We start from the raw sequence: 21,534 nt of genomic DNA, 5'->3' as shown, positions 1-21,534 counted from the left end.
AAGCCATGTTGACAAAACGTATCATACCTTGCCTGGACATCAAAGATGGCCGTACAGTAAAAGGGGTGAACTTTGAAAATATCCGCGATGCGGGGGATCCGATTGAATTGGGTGCCCTGTATGCGCAACAGGGAGCGGATGAACTGGTATTCCTGGACATTACTGCTACCAACGAGCGTCGAAAAACCCTGTCTGAACTGGTAAGAAGTATTGCCAGGCATGTGAATATCCCGTTTACAGTAGGAGGGGGCATCTCATCAGTAGAAGATGTGAGTGTATTGCTGCAGAATGGGGCTGATAAGATTTCTGTAAATACTTCTGCTTTCAAGCGTCCTGAGCTGGTCGATGAGCTGGCCCGGGAGTTTGGTAGCCAGTGTGTGGTACTGGCGATCGATACCCGTTTTGAAGACGGGGATTGGTATGTGTACCTGAATGGCGGCCGCGTGAAAACGGATGTAAAATGCTATGACTGGGCAAAGGAAGCGGTATCCAGGGGAGCGGGCGAGATTCTGCTCACTTCTATGAACAATGATGGTACCAAGCAGGGCTTTGCATTGGATATCACCGGCAAGCTGTCTCAAAACCTGAATGTGCCGGTGATTGCCTCCGGTGGCGCAGGTACCATGGAGCACTTTATGGATGTGTTCGAAAATGCCCAGGCCGATGCAGCACTGGCGGCAAGTATTTTCCACTACAAGGAAATTGAGATCCCTGAGTTGAAGACATACCTTTATCAAAAAGGTGTAAATATCAGGTTTTAACGGGCAAACCCGGCCGGAGCCTAAACCGCCTGCTTATGCCGAAGGCAGAAGCGGGTATTTCGCAAGAATTAAATAGCTACTTTTGCACTGCTAAAGTCAATTTAAAGAGCGCACCAAATGTATAACTACAAGCAGATAGACTTTCAAAAATCAGCAGACGGACTGGTACCCGCCATCATTCAGGATGCCGCTACCCACAAAGTTCTGATGCTGGGCTACATGAACCAGGAATCCCTGGACAAAACCCTGCAGGAAGGAAGAGTGACCTTCTATAGCCGTTCCAAACAGCGGTTGTGGACAAAAGGTGAAGAGAGCGGTAATTTCCTCACGCTGGTAGACCTCCGGGTAGACTGCGACAAAGATACTCTCCTCATCAAGGTAAACCCTGCGGGCGTGGTATGCCATACAGGTGCAGACACCTGCTGGGATGAAAAGAATATCTCCAATGATTTTCTGTCCAAACTGGAAACCGTCATCAATGACCGTAAGAACAACCCTTCAGACACCTCTTACACCTCTAAACTCTTTGCCAAAGGCATCAACAAGATTGCCCAGAAAGTAGGGGAAGAAGCGGTAGAAGTGGTGATCGAAGCAAAAGATGACAGTGAAGAGCTGTTCCTGAACGAATCAGCAGACCTGCTTTTCCATTACCTGGTTCTGCTCAGTGCCAAAGGCTACCAATTGTCTGACGTACTGGGGGTATTGCAGGAAAGACATAAGTAATACAAATATTTCATATATTAGGGTGTGAAAAGACTTACTGTTATCTGCGCCGCAGGCGTACTATGCTCACTTTCCATCACTGCACAGCAGGTATCCGGTTCCCTGAAGGGAGCGGAGGGCAAAAAGCTCTACCTCTATAGTGATGACGACAACAACCCTAAGGATTCCCTCGTCATTAAAGAAGATGGCAGGTTTTCCTTTAATACCGATGCTACCAAAGGCCCGGCGGTGAATGCCCTGGTACTGGAATCTGTGAATAATCCCCTGCTGTTTGTAACAGGCAAGGAGAAGACTTCTTATGTACTGACAGCTGCTGACTTCCCGATTGCTGCTTCTATGAAAGGCAGTGCGGACGACAAAGCTATGCAGGAATACCAGAAGGCCTTTGCCCCTTTGCTGAAACGTGCAGGAGAACTAAATGCAGAGGCCAAAGGCATTAATCCTGAAGATGAAACGGCCAAGCAGGCTTTCCGTGACAAAGCAGGTAAATTCAGCGATGAGGTATCTGCCACCGGGAAGAAACTGGTAAAAGATCATCCGAAGGAAATAGCCAGCATCTGGGTATTGATGAATGAGCTGCGTAGCCGTTTATCTCCTGAAGAATTTGAAGCATTATATACTTCTCTCGACACCGGGCTGAAAGAAACTAAGTATGGCAAATCAGCGGGTAAGTACCTGCGCGATCTGAAGGGCGAGACAGAAGTGGTTGAGGCAGAAGACTTTGAGCAGACCGATGTGAATGGGAACAAAGTAAAATTATCTTCCTTCAGGGGTAAATATGTGTTGGTAGATTTCTGGGCCAGCTGGTGCGGACCTTGCCGCCAGGAAAACCCAAATGTGGTAAAAGCGTATAACAAATTCAAAGACAAGAACTTCACTATACTGGGTGTATCCCTGGACCAGGAGAAAGAGCGTTGGGTAGCAGCTATCAAACATGACAACCTGGACTGGACGCAGGTATCGGATCTGAAAGGGTGGGGGAACGAGGCTGCCCGCTTGTACAACATCAACGGCATTCCGGCGAACCTACTGATAGACCCGAAAGGGCGCATCATAGCCCGCAACCTGAGGGGGCCGGCATTGGAGGCGAAGCTCGCCCAGGTACTGAAGTAAGTAAGAAAATATTAGCTGAAGCCCGCCCTGCGGGCTTTTTGCGTTTTTAGGCCGCTTATCACAATCCCTTTGATTATCCTGATGGTAATCGGGATTTTTGTTATAAAATCAGAAACTAATGAAGTCAGTAATACTGGCCGCGGCGCTTTTGTCGCCCGTGGTCTTGTTTGCGCAGGACAAGAAAAATGAGCAACCCTTTACCATTGAGGGATCTGTTGCGCAACTGCAAAAGCCAGCTAAAGTTTATTTGAGCATTCGCAATTCCAGTAAGAATAAACTGGATAGTACTGAGGTAAAAGACGGTAAATTCTCCTTTGCGGGTAGCCTGGAAGAGCCAATGATGGCCAGCCTGCTGCTGAAAGTACAGGATCCGTCGGCACCCGAGCTCACAGGACCGGTGAAGAAAGATATCCTGACCATATTCCTGGATAAGGGAAAGATCAATATCGCTACGCAGGATTCTATCAGTAAAGCGACGGTGACAGGTTCCAAAGCGAACGACGATTTTAAACAGCTGAACGAGCTCCTGAAAGATGTGAGCAGCCAGATGCAGGATTTACAGCAGCAGTACCGCCAGTTGTATATGGCGAAGGATGAGGAGGGAATGAAGAAGCTGGAGCCTAAATTTGATGAACTGGAAGCTAATCAGAAGACGATTCTGGGTGATTACCTCAAAGGTCATAGTAGTTCCCCGATAGCATTGTTTGTATTGAACCAGTATGCTGGTTATGAAATAAACCCTACCGAGATTACGCCTATATACAATAAGCTGGGTAAGACATTGCGCAATAGTCCTTCCGGAAAAGAATTTGCAACAAGACTGGAGTCTGCCCGTAAGACGGCGATTGGACAGCCAGCTATGGAGTTTAGTTTGCCTGATGCTGATGGTAAGCAGGTGAGCCTTGCTTCTTATAAAGGGAAGTATGTGTTGGTAGATTTCTGGGCAAGTTGGTGTGGGCCTTGCAGGGCGGAGAATCCGAATGTGGTGAAGGCTTATAGTAAGTATAAAGATAAAGGTTTTGATATTTTAGGGGTGAGCCTGGATGATAAGAAGGAGAAGTGGCTGGCGGCAGTGCAGGCAGATAACCTGCCCTGGACGCATGTGAGTGATTTGAAGGGATGGAAGAATGCGGTGGCAGAGCAGTATGGGATTAGGGCGATTCCGCAGAATTTGTTGCTGGATCCGAAGGGGGTGATTATTGCGAAGAATTTGCGGGGAGATGCATTGGAAAAGAAACTCGAAGAAGTTATAAAATAAGCGAGATTTGGTGGCGGGCTTCGCCGCCACCAAATCTCGCGGCCGCGAAAAGGGGGATTTTGCCGGAAGGCAAAATCCCCCTTTTCGCTTTTAAATAAATAAATTTGGTTATTTACGAAACTTTCGTAGATTTACGAAACAATCGTAGATATGGAAAAACTAACGCAACAGGAGGAGACCGCCATGCTTGCCATCTGGAAAACATCCGGCGGATTCGTGAAAGACTTTCTCGAAGCCCACCCGGCTCCTCAGCCGCCATATACCACCCTTGCTTCTACAGTCAAAAACCTGGAAAAGAAGGGGTACCTCCAAAGCCGAAAGATTGGTAATGTATATGAATATCAACCGATCATACCCGAAAACGAGTATAAGCAAAAATTTATGAGTGGCTTTGTAAAAGACTACTTTGAAAACTCATATAAAAACCTTGTCACCTTTTTCGCCAAAGAGAAAAAGATCAGCCCTGAAGAACTTAAGGAAATCGTAAAAATGATCGAGAAAAATCAATAGTTATGTTGCTCTTTCTGCTCAAGGCTAATATAGCCCTCACCTTATTCTACCTGGCATACCGTTTTGGTCTGCGCCGCCTCACTTTCTATACCTTAAACCGCGCCTTTCTCCTGCTGGCCATCATCTGTGCCGCTGTTTGCCCATTCATCAACCCGGAAACCATCTTCCGGCACAACCGTCCACTGACAGGTGCAGCTATCGCCTACGTCATTGACTTCAATGACCTCCGCCAGCCGGCTACTCCCTGGATCAATGTGGTGCTTATATATCTCTTCTGGGCGGGTGTGATCGTGATGGCATTGCGGATGCTCCTGCAACTCAGTTCTCTCTGGGCACTGCACAGAACCACGAGCAAGGATAAGCTCTTTGATCAGCAGGTAAGGGTCACTGACAAATCATTACAACCTTTTTCATTCTTACATAATATATACATCAACCCTGCCATACACAGTCCTGCAGAACTTTCCGCCATTATGCGGCACGAGCAGGTGCATGTGCGGCAATGGCATTCCCTGGATGTACTGCTGGGTGAAATAAACAAGATCTTTTACTGGTTTAACCCCGGCGCATGGCTCATCAGCATTGCCATCAGGGAAAACCTTGAGTTCATCACCGACAGGTATATGCTACGCCAGGGTGCAGACATCAAAGCTTATCAATACAGCCTTTTAAAAGTAAGTGGGATCCCATATGCGACGGCCATCGCAAACAATTTCAATTTTTCACACTTAAAACAAAGGATTATGATGATGAATAAACAACGGTCATCAAAATATAACCTGGTGAGGTACTTTGTGTTGGGGAGCATCATGCTGATTGTGCTTGTATCGCTGAATTACACCCGTGCAGCTATCACTGTTACTGTAAAGAAAGTGCTGCGGGCAGATACTACAGTGACCCCTCCACCGCCGCCGCCGGCAGAACCTCAGGAACCCCTGGCACAGGTAGTACCCGATGGTAAAGAGGCTCCACCGCCCACATCACCGCTGGCTCCACCAGCACCCGAAAGCCCTCAGGGAAGACTGGCACCGATAGTCAGAGTGGATGTAAAGACACCACCACCGCCGCCGCCACCTAATCCGGCACCATCTCCGGCTCCATTACCCCAGCCGGTAGGTGCCCCAGCGCCCGTACCTCCTCCTCCGCCACCTCCACCACCAGTTCCGGATTCTAATCACACAATGGTCTTTCGTACGGTAAGCGACCATGGTCCTGTGAAGCTGAACGGGCACCCAATCGTATACGTAAACAATGTATACAAGGGCAGAACAATGCCTGATGACTCACGGGATGTGGATAATATACAATCTGTATTTGTATGGAAAGGGGACAGTGTTCCGGCTGAATATGGAGAAGAGGCCCGAAAGAATGGCGTAATGTTTATTTACACTAAAGATTATGATGGACCACAGGACCCGGGCAAAATGACGCTGAAAGCTGATGTGAAAAAAATGGAAGGAACCAGGATAGTCGTCGAATCAAAAGATGGTAAAAACTAACGCATTAATAATCGTATAAAAAGAAAGCCTCCTGTGAAAAGGAGGCTTCTTTTTATCTTACACACCTGAAACCAAGATTCTCTAACCCTGACTCCGGTGATGACTTCATTCTCGCTGTCACCCTATATCCTGAACAATACTGATCTGTACACATAAATGAACCACCCCTGATGGTATGCTTCGCCACCGAAGGATCATCCGGATCATTTCCTTTTTCCGGCCCTTTCGGATTATGTGCATGATCTGCATGTTTGTAATAATCCACATCATACCAGTCAGCTACCCATTCCCATACATTTCCTGCCATATCATACAGGCCGTACCCGTTAGGAGGAAAAGACCTCACCGGTGCTAACCCTGTAAATCCATCTACCCCTGTATTCTGATAGGGGAAATGCCCGCTCCATGTATTGGCTTTGGGCTTGCCGGAAGTAATCGGATCACTGCCCCAGGTGTAAGGTTGATCATTCAACCCGCCCCTGGCAGCAAATTCCCATTCTGCTTCTGTAGGCAGGCGCTTACCTGCCCAGCGTGCATAAGCCTGTGCATCATCCCATGACACCTGTACTACAGGCAGGTTGTCTTTACCTGTAAGATCACTGCCCGGGCCTTGGGGATGTCGCCAGCTGGCCCCCTGCATGAACGTCCACCATTGAGATACATCGTTCAGCGGTACGGCATGATCAGGAGGGGTGAATACCAGGGCACCGGGAAGCAGCATGCTGCTGTCGGGCTCCGGTGAGCCGGCAGGCAATTGCTGCATCAACTCTTCTTTGCTGATAGGTTTTTCGGCCGTAGTGATGTAACCGGTAGCTGCTACAAAGGCGGCAAACTCGGCGTTGGTTACTTCATGTTCATCTATCCAGAAGCTATCGACAGTGACACTGTGCCTGGGTTGCTCATCCTGGCGGGCTTCCGCATCGTTGGCACCCATTATAAAAGTGCCGCCGGGTATCAATATCATATGGTTGGCGGTATCCGCCGTCGTAGCCAGCACACTGTCTTTGCTGGAGATTTTCTTTTCACTGCTTTGGCAGGCATTGAGCGATATGGCTCCTGCCAGCAGGTAGAGTGGCATATAACGATACATATCTCACAAGTTCGGAATTATTTCATAAAATATTGGCCTGCGGCAGCAGGGAAGGTGGCATATTATTTTGCTGAAATCATATGATAAAAATTAACACTAAAATAATCGTCACTCCGGCGAAACTGTTGTAAACTGCATCAGCTTTACATATGGAACAATTTTCAGCACCCTTCCACCGCCACGATTTTGGAGAGCATTTCCTCTGGGGCGTCACTATTTCTGCATTTCAGAATGAAGGCGCACATGATCATGACGGAAAAGGCGCTTCCATCTGGGACGATTTTACCGCACGTAAGGGCAAAATCAAAGACGGCACCCATGCACAGGTCACCACCGATTTCTACAACAGATACCGGGAAGACATTTTGCTCGCTAAATCCATGGGATTTAAAATATTCCGCTTTTCTATTGCCTGGCCCCGTATTCTTCCCACCGGTACGGGAGCTGTGAACCAGGCTGGTATTGATTTTTACCACCGCATCATCGATACCTGCCTGGAACTGGATATGGTTCCTTATGTAACGCTATATCACTGGGACCTGCCACTGGCATTGGAGCATAAAGGCGGCTGGTGCCATAGGGGTATCATCTTTGCCTTTGAAGAATATGTGCGGATCTGTGTAGCTGCTTACGGAGAGAAAGTAAAAAACTGGATTGTGATGAATGAGCCATTTGGCTTTACATCGCTGGGCTATATGCTGGGGGTACACGCTCCGGGTAAATTTGGATTGTCATATTTCTTCCCGGCAGTGCACCATGCCTTGCTGGCGCAGGCTGCCGGTGCTAAGGTAATCCGTGAAATGGTCAAAGGGGCGAATATCGGCATTGCTTTATCCTGTTCCTATATAGTACCCAATACTCAAAGCCAGGCAGACATCCAGGCTGCCCGCAAGGCAGATGCATTATTCAACCGCATATTTCTGGAGCCTATTTTGGGCATGGGATATCCTGTGAAGGATTTTCCCTTACTGGCCAAAATAGAACGCCGCTATGCCCTCTGGCGGGATAGGGATTCCCTGTCTTTCGACTATGATTTTATAGGGGTACAGAATTACTTTCCCCTGGTGATCCGTCGCAACCCGTTTATGCCTATCGTTGGGGTATCGGAAGTGAAGCCCCGCTACCGCAAGGTACCTGTGACAGCATTGGGTTGGGAAATCAGCGGAGAAGGGATGTATAGCATCCTGAAGCAGTTTGCTGCTTATCCGAATATTCCCCGGCTGATCGTCACTGAAAATGGCGCTGCTTTCAACGATGTATTGACGGAGGGACGAATTCACGACGCAGACAGGATCAACTACTTTATCACTTACCTGGAGGCTATCCTGAAAGCGAAAAATGAGGGGGTACCACTGGATGGCTACTTTGTGTGGACGCTGACTGACAATTTTGAGTGGGCGGAAGGTTACCGGGCCCGTTTCGGACTGGCACATGTAGATCTCGACACACAGGTACGTACCCTGAAAGATTCGGGTTTATGGTTCCAGGACTTCCTGCACGATAAATAAAAAAAGGTCGTTCCCAAAGGAACGACCTCAATAATATCAAACCATTTGTTTTGCGATCAATCGTAAGTTCTGCGAATGAACCAGATATCTCTCAGTGAGAAGTGGAATACCGCATTCATATACGTTTCCTTAATCAGCCCACTGCTCAGCGTACCCCGCTGTCCGGCTTCCAGGCCAATGTAGTAGCGGATAGCACCACTCTTACTTGGGATAGAGATACCGGCAGTACCTGATACATCTTTCATTTGCTGGCCATACAGCTGCAGGTAAGAATTGTTATACACAAAACCGGCCTGTACCACGATACCTTCTACACGCATATCGCCATAAGTACGTCTGAAAGCATATTCCAGACCGGTAGAGTAGCGGTCTGCATCTACCAGCTGGTAGTGTGTACCCTTCTGTCCGTACTGGCTCCATTTCTGGTGTTTCCAGTCTCCCAGCCAGGTGAATGTACCGTTGCTGATGGAGATACCACCTGCATACATTTCCGGTAAGGTATATTTTTCCTTAGACAGGTCGTATGAGTAAACGGTGGTTTCACTGCTGTTCTGTATAATCAGCTTCTTATCGAAGTTCATATTGGTCTTGAAGCGGTAAGTAGCCCCGAGACCTAATACCCATTTGGAGCCGATTCTACCGGCATATTGAATACCGGTATTGAAGTTTACATTGAAAGCGTAGCGTTGCAGCTTGGTGGAGACGGTATCGCCTCCTACGTTTTCAACGGTATTGATAGGTCCAAAAAGGAAATTGGTAGCTACCCCAACAGAAAAGTTCTTGGTCAGTCTTACTGAGTTGGTGATATATGCTTTATTGATACCCCCATCGCCGGTAGTGGTAGTGGTCTGGCCACTGTTGTCTACATAGGTGGTGGAGATTAATTTGTAATTCACAGAGCTGAAAGGAGAGAAGCCTGCGCTGATACCCCAGCGGTTATTTGCTTTAAAACCAATAGCGAGGCGTCTTACAGAGAGGTCTCCGGCAGTCTGGTTCAGACTGCTGTTGTTTTTATAGCCAACGATCTGGCCCCTGAGGGACACGTCGAACATAAAATGCTGCCGTGGGATGGCGGAATAGGAGGCTGGGTTCAGCTCGTTCAGAAAATAGTCTGAGCGGCGGGCGATACCAGTGCTACCTACACCAAAATTTCGGCTATAGTCCCTTTCTTCCAGATCGCCAATGGCGTATGCCGAGTAAAGGGAATTAATGCCATGCTGTGCCAGTGCCTTTGTTCCCATCAAAAGCATCATTAAGCCGCATAAGCCTGTTGTATATTTTATTCGCTTCATGTAGTCTGTTCTAGCTTGCATTATTTATACAGCAGATAATATACCTTCAGTTCGATCGGGTTGGACTTATGGTAAGGTCCGCCCAGTACGAGTCGATCGAAGTGAGTCAGGCCCGTAGCACCTGGCGTCATAAGACCCAAAGCCCTGGTTGTATTGTCAGTGCTGGTAATCTCGTTGATCACATAGTTGGTTACATCGTAAGTATATTCAGTGCCAAGGTTATATACGTAATCGGTGACCAGGCTGCCTGTTTGTACAGCACCGGTGCTTGGGTTCGTTACAGAGTCAGTAACTGCGTTACCATGGTTCAGTCTTACCAGTGTCAGTTTAGACGGCAGTTCGTACGGGTATACATAAGTGGTGATAACGGGTTTCACTGACAGTGTAGCCCGCATGATCTTATAGAACTTAGCCGTATTGGAGAATTGTCTCAGGTAGGGGAAATCAATTCTGGTCACCAGGTTGGTAAGTGGTTGAACATAAGTCTGGTTATTGGCATTTTCGGCCAGTAACTTATTAGTGCTCAGATCTGAGTTAGGCGTCAGATTAGCCAGTGCAGAACCTGATGGACGGGTAAAATCTACGTGATTGAACTGGGAAGTCGCATCATACATTGCAAAATCCACAGATTTCCACTCATAAGTAGAAGAGTTCACGTGATAATATAAGCGAAGCGACAGGGAGTCGTCAGCCCTGAGCGGTGTAATTACCTTGCTGTTGGCACCTGGTCTGATGCAAAGGCCCGGGAACCATTGGTCGAACTGGGCCTGCTGGGTGATAGTAGGCAGTTTATTGTTTACCTTATTAAAGAAGTCCTGACCGATCGCATCATCGATTTTAATACCGTAAACGCTATCCAGGGTAGGTCGGATATGAGCGATCTGCAGGGAACCGATCGGGGTCGGGTCGGTGGCAAATGACATATTACTATAATAATAGGAGGTCCCAGTCGTTTTCTCGATGGCCTGGGTCACTTTGTATACTTCCCAGTGCTGAGAACCGGTGGTATCTCCATAATAATAGGTCTTGGGATGTACCACCAATACCAGGGAGTCATATATTGCAAGGTCTTCCAGGTTAGTAGAGCTTGTTAATGCTTTCACCCTGAAGTAGGTGCTGGAAGAGATGGTACCGAAATAAGGATCAACAGCGGTACCTACGAGGGCTACGCTCTGATCGGAAGTAGGAATGGAGTCAATATAAGCCGTGCTTACATTCATTGTAATAGAATCCGTTACCAGGTACTCTGTACCACTGGTTTCAACTTCATTACTATAATTAAAGCCCTCCTTGTCACAAGCTGCTGCGCCTGCCACTAAAATTGCACAAACCAGGTATTTATAAGCCATTTTGGCACGGATATTTTTATTCATGGAGCGCAATTTTAGACAGACGGCCAACTTCCCGGTTATTTAATATGCCAATTGGCATATTTTATCGACGAATGCTCGATGAAGGTCTCTATTCTACTGCTGGGGTAGCGGCCCTTTTGGTAAGCTAAAATTCCAGTTGGTAGACAAAATAGTTGGATTCGTCTGGTAAAACTACTGGAATAGTCTATTTTCCGATTACGCCAAAACAAAGGCAGATAATTTTGGCAGCTATTATAAAAAGTAAAAATTATCTATGCGCTATTTAAATGTATGTTTTCTGGGTTTAGCCGCCGTCTTGATGTTAGCCTCCTGTTCATCGAGCGATGATTCAACAAAGCTAGGCAACTGGATTAAAAAAGCTGACTATGCAGGTGATGCAAGGTATGAAGCTGTGGCTTTCGTGATCGGAGATACAGCGTATGTAGGAACTGGTTATGGAGGACCGAGCAAAGGTGCTAGATTAAGTACATTCTATAAATATGATCCAAACAAAGACAACTGGACAGTAATTGCTTCGATGCAGGATCCTACTGATCCTTTCAAAAACCTGGGCCGTACTGGTGCTTCGGCATTTGCAGTAGCTGGTAAAGGATATGTAGTAACCGGTTGCGACAGCTCATTCAACTCTCTGAATGATACCTGGGCTTACGATCCGACTGCTAACTCCTGGAGTTCAAAAGCAGCCTTCCCGGGTGTAGCACGTTATTATGCAGTAGGTTTCGCAATTGGTGATTCCGGTTACATAGGTACAGGTACTACTGGGTCTACCGGTACTATTTTGAGTGACTTCTACAGATATGACCCAACCAATGACAAATGGGATGTAATCACTTCTCTGAAAGATAAAAGAAAGAATGCAGTTTCTTTCGTGATTAATGACAGTGCATACGTAGTATCCGGTACCGGTTCTTCTGGAAGCAGCGCTTACTACATGTATGTATATGACAGAAGCAAGGATGAGTGGAGAGAAAAGAGCCAGATCAGGAACGCGACCGATTACTCTTACGATGATGATTATACCACCCTTGCGCGTACACAGGCTGTTGCTTTCACCATCAACAACAAAGCTTATTTAGCTACAGGTACTTTACCGAACACATGGGAGTACAACCCGGTTACTGACCGTTGGGAAGAGAAAACTGCATTTGACGGTACCACCCGTACCGGTGCTGTAGGTTTTACTGTAAAAGGTAACGGTTATGTGGCTACAGGTGCTAACAATTCTACAGGTCTGGATGATCTTCGTGTATTTGATCCAAATGCAGAAAACGATACGAATGACAACTAAGCAATTATCGCTCGTAGCTTTATTGGCTGCAGGGGTTGTTGCTTGTCAGGAGAACAAAGGCCATTCCGGCGATAACAGACTGAAAAGCAGAGATACTATAAACGCTACCGTAATGCCTGAAGAGGACATTACGGTAGTGCCGTTTCAACCAGAAGGCGGTGGCTGGGGCTTCGATATTAAGGTCGGACCCAAAACCCGCATTCACCAGGATATCATTCCTGTTATACTGGGTCGTATACCCTTTGCAACCAAAGAGGATGCTTTGAAGGTTGGAGAGAATATGGCGCAGAAAATGAGAACACAGCATACAGGTTTCCCTGACATTACCCGTCAGGAACTGTTGGAAATGCATATTGCAGGTGTGAAATAATCACCTTTAAAGAAAACCGGCTTGTCCCGCAGGTCGGTTTTCCTTAAAAAATAAGGCAAACTGAGCGCTGAGAACAGTTTTGCAGACATATGGAAACTTATATTAATACTGGCCGCAGTACTGTATATGGCCACATGGCTATTCCTATCCCCCAAATTTTAACTATTCTTTTCAGCACACTTAGCAGATTTTACAGGAATTGAGTGTAAGTTTATCGCGCTTTTTGGCACATGATAAATTTAAAACAACTCTATAGGAACCGACTGTTCAATATTGGTTTGCATATTGCAGTATGGACCTGTTTCCTGTTCTTTCCCTTTTTTATCTATAGGATCAGGATTCAGCATCCATGGTTCTTTGCACGTGAAATTGTGGATAACCTCTTTCTGATAGGAGTTTTTTATCTCAATTTCTATTTCCTTATCCCCCGCTTTTTCACTGTCAAGAAGATTGTCTACTACCTGTCTTTCGTGGTCATGGTACTGGTTTTTGTGATTATGCAGCAGGCAGTGTCGGAATACCTGTTCTGGAAAGTATATGCGAAGGAGGAAATGGCGATGCATCAGCCGGGGCAGGAGGGGTTTATGCCTCCACCTATGTACCATTTTTATCATGACCGGCCCCATGGTGGGGTCGATTTCAGAGAAAGAACCCCGCTGGCCTTTGACGATGGGCCGGTAAAAGGGAAGATTCCAACCTTTCTGGACTATATTTTGTTTCCAGAAATACTACGAAAAACTGTTTTTGCTGCCCTGCTCATGCTATTTATGAGTGGTTTTATCAAGATTGCACAGGAGTGGTTTAAGTCTGAACAGCAGCGTGAAGCCCTTAAACTGGAGAATTTAAACGCTGAATTAAAATTTTTAAAGTCCCAGATTAATCCTCACTTCCTTTTTAACTGTCTAAACACTATCTACTCACTGGCACATAAACATTCTGCACAGACCGAGCATGCTATAATTAAGCTCTCGACCATTATGCGGTACATGATTTATGAGTCAAATGAGGACAAGGTACAGCTACAACAGGAACTGCAATATCTGGAAGACTATATTGATATTCAGAGACTTAGGCTGCCTGAGGATATCGTCGTGGATTATGCAGTACAGGGCAATCCGGCTGGATTGCGCATTGAACCCATGCTCCTGGTCCCATTCGTAGAGAACGCATTTAAGCACGGTATCAGTTATGCTGAGCCATCTTTTATTGCCATTGCGGTGGCGATTGAAAGGAACCAGGTACGGCTGGTGGTGGAAAATGCGGTTTTCAGGCAGCGGGTGGCCGAAAAAGGGGGGATAGGGTTACAGAATGTGAAAAAGAGATTGGACTTACTCTATACTGAAGACCACGAGCTTGAAATAACAGAAGCTGAAAACCAATTTATTGTTGATCTTAAAATCGTGTTGAAAAATGATCAGGTGTATAGCGGTGGATGATGAACCACTGGCATTGGAAATTATAACAGACTTTGCGAAGAAAGTACCCTTTCTTCAGCTGGTGGCTACATTTGAAAATGCTACTGAGGCATTACGCTTTTTACAGGAAGAGCGGGTAGACCTGGTATTCCTGGATATTAAAATGCCTGACATTACGGGTATACAATTCATGAAGTCGTTGAAGTATCCGCCTATGGTGGTGTTCACAACGGCGTATGGAGAGTATGCGCTGGAAGGCTTTGACCTGGAAGTAGTGGATTACCTGCTTAAGCCGGTACCATTCGAGCGATTCCTGAGAGCGGCTACCAAGGCGCTGGAACTGCGGACCATGTCGCAACAGAAGAATAATGACAACAATAATAATCACGTAAACGATTATATCTTCATCAAGACTGAGTATAAGATCATTAAGATCAACCTGGAAGATATTCTCTTTATAGAAGCACTGAAAGATTATACGAAAATTTATACACCTTATCAGCCGGTATTGACATTACGTAGTTTGAAGTCGTTTGAGACAAGACTGCCTTCGGACAAGTTTATCCGGGTACACCGCTCTTATGTGGTATCGTTGAATAAGATCAATTCTGTGGAAAAGAATACGGTAATGATTGCGAACCAGAGTATTCCGATCAGTGATGGGTATAGGGAGAAGTTCTATGATGTGATTAATAGAAATAGTTAAATCTTTAAAAAAGCTGATGCCTGCAGGCATCAGCTTTTTTATACAAGCTTAGTTTCGTTTAGAAAAAGTCAGTCCACCCTACCTCTCCTTCATCCATTAAGACGACCTATTTTTTAGTTCCAAACTTTCTGAAATTATAAGATATCGTACCTTGAAAATATCTACCACGTGTTTGTGTCCAGCTATCTGAAATAACTGATGCCGTAATACTCCTGGAAACCCCTGATTGCTGGTTAAACAGATCTATGATAGAAAATTTAAGCTCCGCCTGCTTATGTTTCAAAAAACGATAAGTTATAGAGGTGATCGCAGTAGGATACTTTGTACGATAACTGGAAGGAAGACTATTATTATAGGTATAATAAGCTGTAAAGGCACCTGACCAATATTGCCAGAAATAACTTAAGGTGCTGTTGAAACTGGTTGTAAAGTATTGACTGTTAGTGCCATTTATAGTTTGTATGGCACTATAACCCGGTGTAGTGGAAAAAGAAAAATTCACCCCATCCTTTTGAATATAGCTATATGTAAAACCTGCAGATAAATTATAGATCCTGCTATCGTTACGAATGCCATTACTAATCACAGGTGTCTTTGAATACCTGTTATTCGTCGAAAATCCATAGCTGGATTTTCTATTGATGGCGGGAATTGAATAATTCAGCTGTAAACTGAAATCCTGCGCCCCATTTAAATTCACCGGTTTGCTCACCTGTACTCCATTATCTTTCAGGGTAAGGGATTGTTGTATGGAGTGCCTGGTGGAATTAGCGCTAAAGGAAGCTGAAAAAGATCCTGAATGACTGGTAATTGCTGAATATGAAAAACTTATTGTATGAATATATGGTTGTAACAGATCAGGATTACCCTCCGTTATGTACAATGAATCTGTTGTAACAGATACTGGCTGTAATTGCTGTACGTCCACCGATATTGGTTTACCGGAATAACTAAGCAGTACATTTCTGTCTTTTCCTACATTAAAACCGAGCATGACTTCAGGAAGCACATTTAAAAATTTTCTGGAAGTTTGTTTATTTTCAGTCTGGTTGTTGCCAAGGAGCCAGTCAGATTCTACGCCAGTTCCTGCCTGCAGGGAAATTAGTTTCCACTGCCTGCTTAAAGTTGCCTGTATCATTCCTGTCTGATAAATGCTGAGGTAGTCATTACTGTTTGATGTGTCAATAATATCAAAGTATTTGCCTTCTTCATTGTAAGAATATACTTTATAAGACATTGCATCGTATTTATATGAATATTTTCCTTGTAAATTAAGCATTAATTTATCCCTTATAGGCATTGTATATGTTACGGAAGGATCAATTCCAAGTATGCTTTCTGAATTTGTATTATGCTGGTGCTGCTCATTAATTTGAGAGGAGGTATTTGTCTGAGTAAAAGCCGTAACACTCCTGTGATTGGTATTGCCGGCAATATTTAAACTTGCTATAAGGATCTTCCCCGGTTGTTTCCAATTGTGTGTGTATTGTAATAGTGAAGATGCAGCAGTATTATTGCTGTTGGAATAATTATTCCCATTAGTTTTATATATAGTGTCTTTTGAAGATGCATATTGGTGATACCCATCCTGGCCGGAGCTGGTATTGCCTTGTTGCAAAGAGACCCTCGGCTGAATAGATATGACGTCCTGTTCATCCGGTTTATATTCTATGGTAGCATTAACCAAACTTATACGGGAATCTGAAATGGCTTTTACATTCATGTTCTTGACGGTAGAAGAATCACCAGAGTAAATATTGAGCAGGTGTGAACGCCGGGTGCTTTCATTACGCATATCATTGGTTTGCACACTACCATTTATACTTACCTTATCGTCTCGGCTATCCCGGTAGTTTATGCCCCCCTCGATCTGTCTGGTAATCCCATTGGAAGTGTTACTTATCCTGCTTTCAGGCGTAACGTTGGTCGCCTTACTGATAATGGATAATTGTTGACCTCCATTCATATGGTTCAGGTCCGCATTGGCAGTATAAGTACCACTGGTGCCAGCGCCGGCAAGTATTTTTCCAAAGTTTCCTTTCTTTTTATCATCCTTAAGTAAGATATTTAGCGTTTTATTTCCTGGCAATCCAGGTAGAGAGGGAAACCCTATGTTATTTTTATCCTTGCTGGCATATACCTGTATCTTTTTAATGATGTCAGCGGGCAGGTGTTCAAGTGCCATACGCGGACTTCCATCAAAGAATGGTTTGCCATCTATCAGGATATGATCTACTTCCTGACCATTTACAGTAATAACTCCATTATTTAATTGAATGCCAGGTAGTAATGCAAGCAGCGCATCAAGAGAAGCATAGTCGGGGGTAGGAAAACGGCTGGCATTGAATTCAGTTGTATCCTTTTTTACAATTACAGCAGACTCCAATACAACAATAGTATCTAACATTTTCACTTTAGGATACATATACAATGTCCCAAGGTCTACCTGTGATTTGTCCAGGACAAAAGGAAGAGTGACTGTTGAAAACCCCTGGAAATTAATTTTTAAATAATAGTGCCCCATGGGCAGCTGTGAACAGGCGAAATGGCCATCCTCTCCGGAAAATATGGTTTTTTGAACGGTACTATCACTCGTTTTGTTGAATGTAATAAAAGCATCTTTCAGCAATTGATGAGTAGTAGTGTCGCTTAATTGTCCCAATACCAAACCTTTTTGCTGCCCGACAGCCGTGAAGACTGCGGACAGCAAAAAGAAAAGAGGTATAATATTTCTTAACAATGTCATTAAAATATAGCAATCAGCTTTGGGTCTCAATAGTTAATTTAATGATAACCGGATAGCCTTGATAAGTGTCATAATACGTAGGAAGCGCACTCGTGTATTGGAAGTTGGTAACTGTCGGAATAGAAAGGGTAGCCGTTTGACCTCCACCAACATTAACAGCAGCACCCCTAAAAGTACTGGACGTTTGCTGACCATTGGTGAGCGTGTAAAAATCCAGGCGTACAGCATATGACTGTGTAGCATTGTAATTATTGACTATTTTTAATGTTTTACCGGCAGCAACATTTATGTACAGGACATTAATGATAGAAGGAGTTGTGCCGTACTGAACAGCTAACAAAGGCCCATTTATATCTGAATATCCGCCACTTGGAGGATTAGTCGTGTAAGTAGTACCTGACTGCGTAGCTGAAATTGTAAAATTATTGGCGCTGATAGTTGCAAACGTATTCTGTCCCTCTTCAACAACAAAATAGTTTTGCGCATTCGCCTGAAAACTAAATAATGCTCCTAAAGCCAGAGCGGCTGAAAAAAACAACTTTTTCATTTTGTTTATGGTTTTAAATTGAAAAAAAAGCAGCTTAGGATAAGCTGGCAGGCATACCTCTCCCCTAAGGAAAGTGTATACAATCCAGCTTGAATCAGAATGTTTCATCTTAATGAATAGACAATAAAATTCCTTACATGCTTTACATGCAAATAATAGTGTGAAATTTTTTTCATGAATAGGCATATTGGTTCCCATATGCCATAAGCATATACCCTATGCTTCACAAGGTTATACTAACCCTTGTGCTTAGGTGGAAGCACTGTAATGGATTAACCTATAAATAAAACGGGAACTGAACAATAAATATCTACGACGATAATTGTTGCATAATTAAGGGTTTAATCTTTTGATAAAAAGAATGTTTCTCATGAAGCCTGGTCCTGTATTAAAACTTGCACATAACTTTCTAACGGGTGACTTAGAAAGGCAACATCTTCAACACCAAGAGGGATGGGTTACAAAATAACAAAACTTGACCTAATGGTTTCTTTTCGGTTTAGTTGGCTTAACATGAATGTAGTATCGCTCGCCGGCCTGAGCAAAACAAATATATGGATTGGCAGATTTTATCGATAAAAATTGGTCCATTTGTTTGAATGGGTTAGAAAATAAAATCAACAAAAAAGCTGATGCCAGCGGCATCAGCTTTTTTGTTGATTTATATAATCTCCTTCAGCTTAGCTATCACCTCGTCCACTTCCTCCTTCGTATTCTGCTTGCTAAAAGAGAACCTTACCGCTACCTTGTTCGGGTTGCTGCTAATGGCACGGATCACATGAGAGCCTGCATCCGCACCGGATGTACACGCACTACCACCAGAAGCACAAATACCATTAATATCCAGGTTAAACAGCAGCATCTCGCTCTTTTCTGTTTTTGGGAAGCCTACATTCAGTACTGTATACAGGCTACGGCCATACAGATCGCCATTGAAGTCTACACCCGGAATCTCAGCTTTCAGCTTTTCAGCCATATACATACGGAGCCCGTTGATGTATTCCTTATGTTCCTCATGATGGGCAGTAGCCAGTTCCAGCGCCCTGGCAAAGCCTACGATGCCATACAGGTTTTCTGTACCGGCACGCATATTTCTTTCCTGCGAACCACCCTGTATGAACGGGGTAATCTTCACATTTTCATTGATATACAGGATACCTACGCCTTTAGGGCCATGAAACTTGTGTCCTGCACCATTGATAAAGTGAACAGGGGTATTACGCAGGTCAAAAGGGTAGTGACCTACTGTTTGTACTGTATCTGAGTGGAAGATGGCGTCAAACTCTTTGCAGAGGTTACCTACGGCATGCAGATCCAGCAGGTTGCCGATCTCGTTGTTCGCATGCATAAGGGTAACCAGGCAGCGCTCTTTGGAGGTAGAGAGGAGTTCCCGCAGGTGGTTCATATCTACATGTCCGTTTGGCAGCAGCTTTACATAGCTCAGTTTGATATTGTCGCGCACATGCAGGTGCTCTACGGAGTGGAGGGTAGCATGGTGTTCTATTTCAGAACTGATGATGTGCCGGCAGCCAAGGTTGTGGATGGCTGCGTTGATAGCGGTATTGCTGGATTCCGTGCCGCCTGAGGTAAAGAAAATTTCTCCCGGATGGGCATTTAGTATTTTGGCTACCGACTTGCGCGCATTCTCAATGGCGAGGCGTGACTCCCGGCCATAGGAATAGATGGAAGATGGATTTCCAAACTTTTCCGTCATGAAAGGCAGCATCACGTCCAGCACATCCTGGTCAAGCGGCGTGGTTGCTGCGTTGTCAAAATAAATTCTTTTCAAGGTGGTTAGGTGGTTTTTGATCTGATAAATCGCCGTTGGCGGGTACAAATGTCCAACTTTTTTTAATAAAATAGCATCGATTACCTGGCAAAAAAAACGCTTTTGCCGTAGGCAAAAGCGTTTTTAGGGCGACTGGCGATTGCCTGTAGCACTATTTTAATGCATAAATTCCCTGATATCCTGCATTATTCTTTTGGCAATGTTATCTGCAGTGGTTTCATTCTGGCTTTCAGAATAAATCCTGATAATCGGTTCTGTGTTGGAAGTTCTGAGGTGTACCCAATCTTTGTCGAACTCGATCTTCAAACCATCTTCCGTATTTACCGGCTGGTTTTTATACTTACCCTTGATCTTTTCAAAGATAGTCTTCACATCCACACCCTTATCCAGCTCAATTTTATTCTTTGAAATGAAATAATCAGGATAACTATTTCTGATTGCCTTCAGGTTCTTCTTTGTCTGTGCCACATGGCTCAGGAACAAACCGATACCAATGAGCGCATCGCGACCATAGTGCAGGTCCGGAACGATGATACCGCCATTACCTTCGCCACCAATTACGGCATTCACCTCCTTCATCTTCCGCACTACATTTACCTCGCCCACAGCTGAAGGATGGTATTCACCGCCAGCCTTCAGGGTCACATCTTTTAGTGCCTGTGTAGAAGACAGGTTGGAAACGGTATTGCCTTTCCGGTGCTTCAGGATATAGTCAGCAACTGCTACCAGGGTGTACTCTTCGCCGAACATGCTGCCATCTTCACATACAAAGCAAAGACGATCCACATCCGGATCTACGGCGATACCCAGGTCAGCCTGTGACTTGTTTACTTCGTTGCTCAGTGCAGTCAGGTTTTCCGGCAGAGGCTCCGGGTTATGACTGAACCGGCCATTCACTTCACCAAACAGTACTGTTACATCTTCCACACCCAGGGCTTTCAGCAAAGCCGGGATGAAGGTAGCACCAGTAGAGTTTACCGCATCCACCACTACTTTAAAGTTGCGCGCTTTGATAGCCGCAACGTCTACCAGCGGGTAATTCAGGACCATATCTATATGCTTTTGCATATAGGTATCGTTCTTTTCATAAGTACCCAGCCTGGTGACATCAGCAAAGGTAAAGTCTTCGCGGGCTGCAAGGTCCAATACTACTGCTCCATCCTCGCCGGAAATGAATTCGCCATCGCTGTTCAGCAGCTTCAGGGCGTTCCATTCCTTTGGGTTATGGCTGGCAGTCAGGATGATACCTCCGGCAGCATTTTCCTGTTTTACCGCAATTTCTACCGTAGGGGTAGTGGAAAGGTCGAGGTCTACCACGTCCAGTCCCAAACCATTCAGGGTGGCAACAACCAGTTGCTTGACCATTTCGCCGGAGATACGTCCGTCACGGCCAATAACTACTTTTTTGTTGTCAGATTGTTGTGTGAGCCATGTCCCGAATGCTGCTGTAAATTTTACCACATCAAGAGGAGAAAGCCCTTCGCCGGGTTTTCCTCCGATGGTTCCGCGAATACCAGAAATCGATTTGATCAGTGCCACGAATTTC

At 45.1% G+C, this 21,534-nt stretch carries 18 protein-coding genes; 11 read left to right on the top strand and 7 right to left on the bottom strand.

What is annotated here, in order from left to right; genetic code table 11:
• Positions 1–5 precede the first annotated feature (5 nt).
• The 6 genes from hisF to ABDW16_RS10770 all read left to right on the top strand — a co-directional run bounded on the left by hisF (position 6) and on the right by ABDW16_RS10770 (position 5,864).
• Positions 6–761, top strand: a complete 756-nt coding sequence (hisF, locus tag ABDW16_RS10795; protein ID WP_343669652.1) for an imidazole glycerol phosphate synthase subunit HisF — start codon at positions 6–8, stop codon at positions 759–761.
• 117 nt (positions 762–878) lie between these two features.
• Positions 879–1,484: a bifunctional phosphoribosyl-AMP cyclohydrolase/phosphoribosyl-ATP diphosphatase HisIE gene (gene hisIE, locus ABDW16_RS10790; RefSeq protein ID WP_343669651.1), complete on the top strand. Its 606-nt coding sequence runs from the start codon at positions 879–881 to the stop codon at positions 1,482–1,484.
• Between the two features lie 24 nt (positions 1,485–1,508).
• Positions 1,509–2,597 carry a TlpA disulfide reductase family protein gene (locus tag ABDW16_RS10785; RefSeq protein ID WP_343669650.1) on the top strand — a complete coding sequence of 363 codons (1,089 nt, stop codon included), beginning with the start codon at positions 1,509–1,511 and terminating at the stop codon, positions 2,595–2,597.
• Positions 2,598–2,715: 118 nt separating this feature from the next.
• Positions 2,716–3,855: a TlpA disulfide reductase family protein gene (locus ABDW16_RS10780; protein WP_343669649.1), complete on the top strand. Its 1,140-nt coding sequence runs from the start codon at positions 2,716–2,718 to the stop codon at positions 3,853–3,855.
• Positions 3,856–4,005: 150 nt separating this feature from the next.
• Positions 4,006–4,365, top strand: a complete 360-nt coding sequence (locus tag ABDW16_RS10775; RefSeq protein WP_343669648.1) for a BlaI/MecI/CopY family transcriptional regulator — start codon at positions 4,006–4,008, stop codon at positions 4,363–4,365.
• 2 nt (positions 4,366–4,367) lie between these two features.
• Complete coding sequence (locus tag ABDW16_RS10770) at positions 4,368–5,864, top strand: M56 family metallopeptidase (protein ID WP_343669647.1); 1,497 nt, start codon at positions 4,368–4,370, stop codon at positions 5,862–5,864.
• 52 nt (positions 5,865–5,916) lie between these two features.
• Here ABDW16_RS10770 and ABDW16_RS10765 read toward each other — a convergent pair whose 3' ends face one another.
• Entirely contained in the window at positions 5,917–6,954 is a 1,038-nt protein-coding gene (locus ABDW16_RS10765; protein WP_343669646.1) for a formylglycine-generating enzyme family protein, read from the bottom strand.
• 149 nt (positions 6,955–7,103) lie between these two features.
• Between ABDW16_RS10765 and ABDW16_RS10760 the strand changes: the two genes are divergently transcribed.
• Entirely contained in the window at positions 7,104–8,462 is a 1,359-nt protein-coding gene (locus ABDW16_RS10760; RefSeq protein ID WP_343669644.1) for a GH1 family beta-glucosidase, read from the top strand.
• Positions 8,463–8,518: 56 nt separating this feature from the next.
• On the opposite strand, the gene ABDW16_RS10755 is transcribed toward ABDW16_RS10760, so the two are convergent.
• Together ABDW16_RS10755 and ABDW16_RS10750 are read right to left on the bottom strand one after the other, a co-directional pair.
• A complete protein-coding gene (locus ABDW16_RS10755; RefSeq protein WP_343669643.1) occupies positions 8,519–9,754 on the bottom strand; it encodes a hypothetical protein in 1,236 nt (411 codons plus the stop codon).
• Positions 9,755–9,774: 20 nt separating this feature from the next.
• On the bottom strand, positions 9,775–11,127 hold the full coding sequence (locus ABDW16_RS10750) for a DUF4270 family protein (RefSeq protein WP_343669642.1): 1,353 nt from the start codon (positions 11,125–11,127) through the stop codon (positions 9,775–9,777).
• A gap of 253 nt (positions 11,128–11,380) precedes the next feature.
• Between ABDW16_RS10750 and ABDW16_RS10745 the strand changes: the two genes are divergently transcribed.
• The 4 genes from ABDW16_RS10745 (at position 11,381) to ABDW16_RS10730 (ending at position 14,906) form a co-directional block, all read left to right on the top strand.
• Positions 11,381–12,415, top strand: coding sequence for a kelch repeat-containing protein (locus ABDW16_RS10745; protein ID WP_343669641.1), 1,035 nt, complete (start codon positions 11,381–11,383; stop codon positions 12,413–12,415).
• Positions 12,405–12,785, top strand: coding sequence for a DUF4907 domain-containing protein (locus tag ABDW16_RS10740; protein WP_343669640.1), 381 nt, complete (start codon positions 12,405–12,407; stop codon positions 12,783–12,785). Before ABDW16_RS10745 ends, ABDW16_RS10740 begins: the two co-directional genes overlap by 11 nt.
• Positions 12,786–13,015: 230 nt before the next feature.
• Positions 13,016–14,221, top strand: coding sequence for a histidine kinase (locus ABDW16_RS10735; RefSeq protein ID WP_343669636.1), 1,206 nt, complete (start codon positions 13,016–13,018; stop codon positions 14,219–14,221).
• Positions 14,196–14,906, top strand: coding sequence for a LytTR family DNA-binding domain-containing protein (locus ABDW16_RS10730; protein WP_343669634.1), 711 nt, complete (start codon positions 14,196–14,198; stop codon positions 14,904–14,906). Before ABDW16_RS10735 ends, ABDW16_RS10730 begins: the two co-directional genes overlap by 26 nt.
• 106 nt (positions 14,907–15,012) lie before the next feature.
• Here the strand turns inward: ABDW16_RS10730 and ABDW16_RS10725 are convergent, their stop codons facing one another.
• The 4 genes from ABDW16_RS10725 to glmM form a co-directional block, all read right to left on the bottom strand.
• Complete coding sequence (locus ABDW16_RS10725; protein ID WP_343669632.1) at positions 15,013–17,616, bottom strand: outer membrane beta-barrel protein; 2,604 nt, start codon at positions 17,614–17,616, stop codon at positions 15,013–15,015.
• Between the two features lie 49 nt (positions 17,617–17,665).
• Positions 17,666–18,199, bottom strand: a complete 534-nt coding sequence (locus ABDW16_RS10720) for a hypothetical protein (RefSeq protein ID WP_343669630.1) — start codon at positions 18,197–18,199, stop codon at positions 17,666–17,668.
• A 661-nt stretch (positions 18,200–18,860) separates the two neighbouring features.
• A complete protein-coding gene (locus ABDW16_RS10715) occupies positions 18,861–19,988 on the bottom strand; it encodes a cysteine desulfurase family protein (protein ID WP_343669629.1) in 1,128 nt (375 codons plus the stop codon).
• Positions 19,989–20,144: 156 nt separating this feature from the next.
• A complete protein-coding gene (gene glmM / locus ABDW16_RS10710) occupies positions 20,145–21,527 on the bottom strand; it encodes a phosphoglucosamine mutase (protein WP_343669628.1) in 1,383 nt (460 codons plus the stop codon).
• Between the last annotated feature and the right edge of the window lie 7 nt (positions 21,528–21,534).

The sequence above is a fragment of the Chitinophaga sp. genome (assembly GCF_039596135.1).
Classification (GTDB): Bacteria; Bacteroidota; Bacteroidia; order Chitinophagales; family Chitinophagaceae; genus Chitinophaga.
Note: the sequence above shows the minus strand (reverse complement) of the source record. Positions and strands in the feature narration are given on the sequence as shown.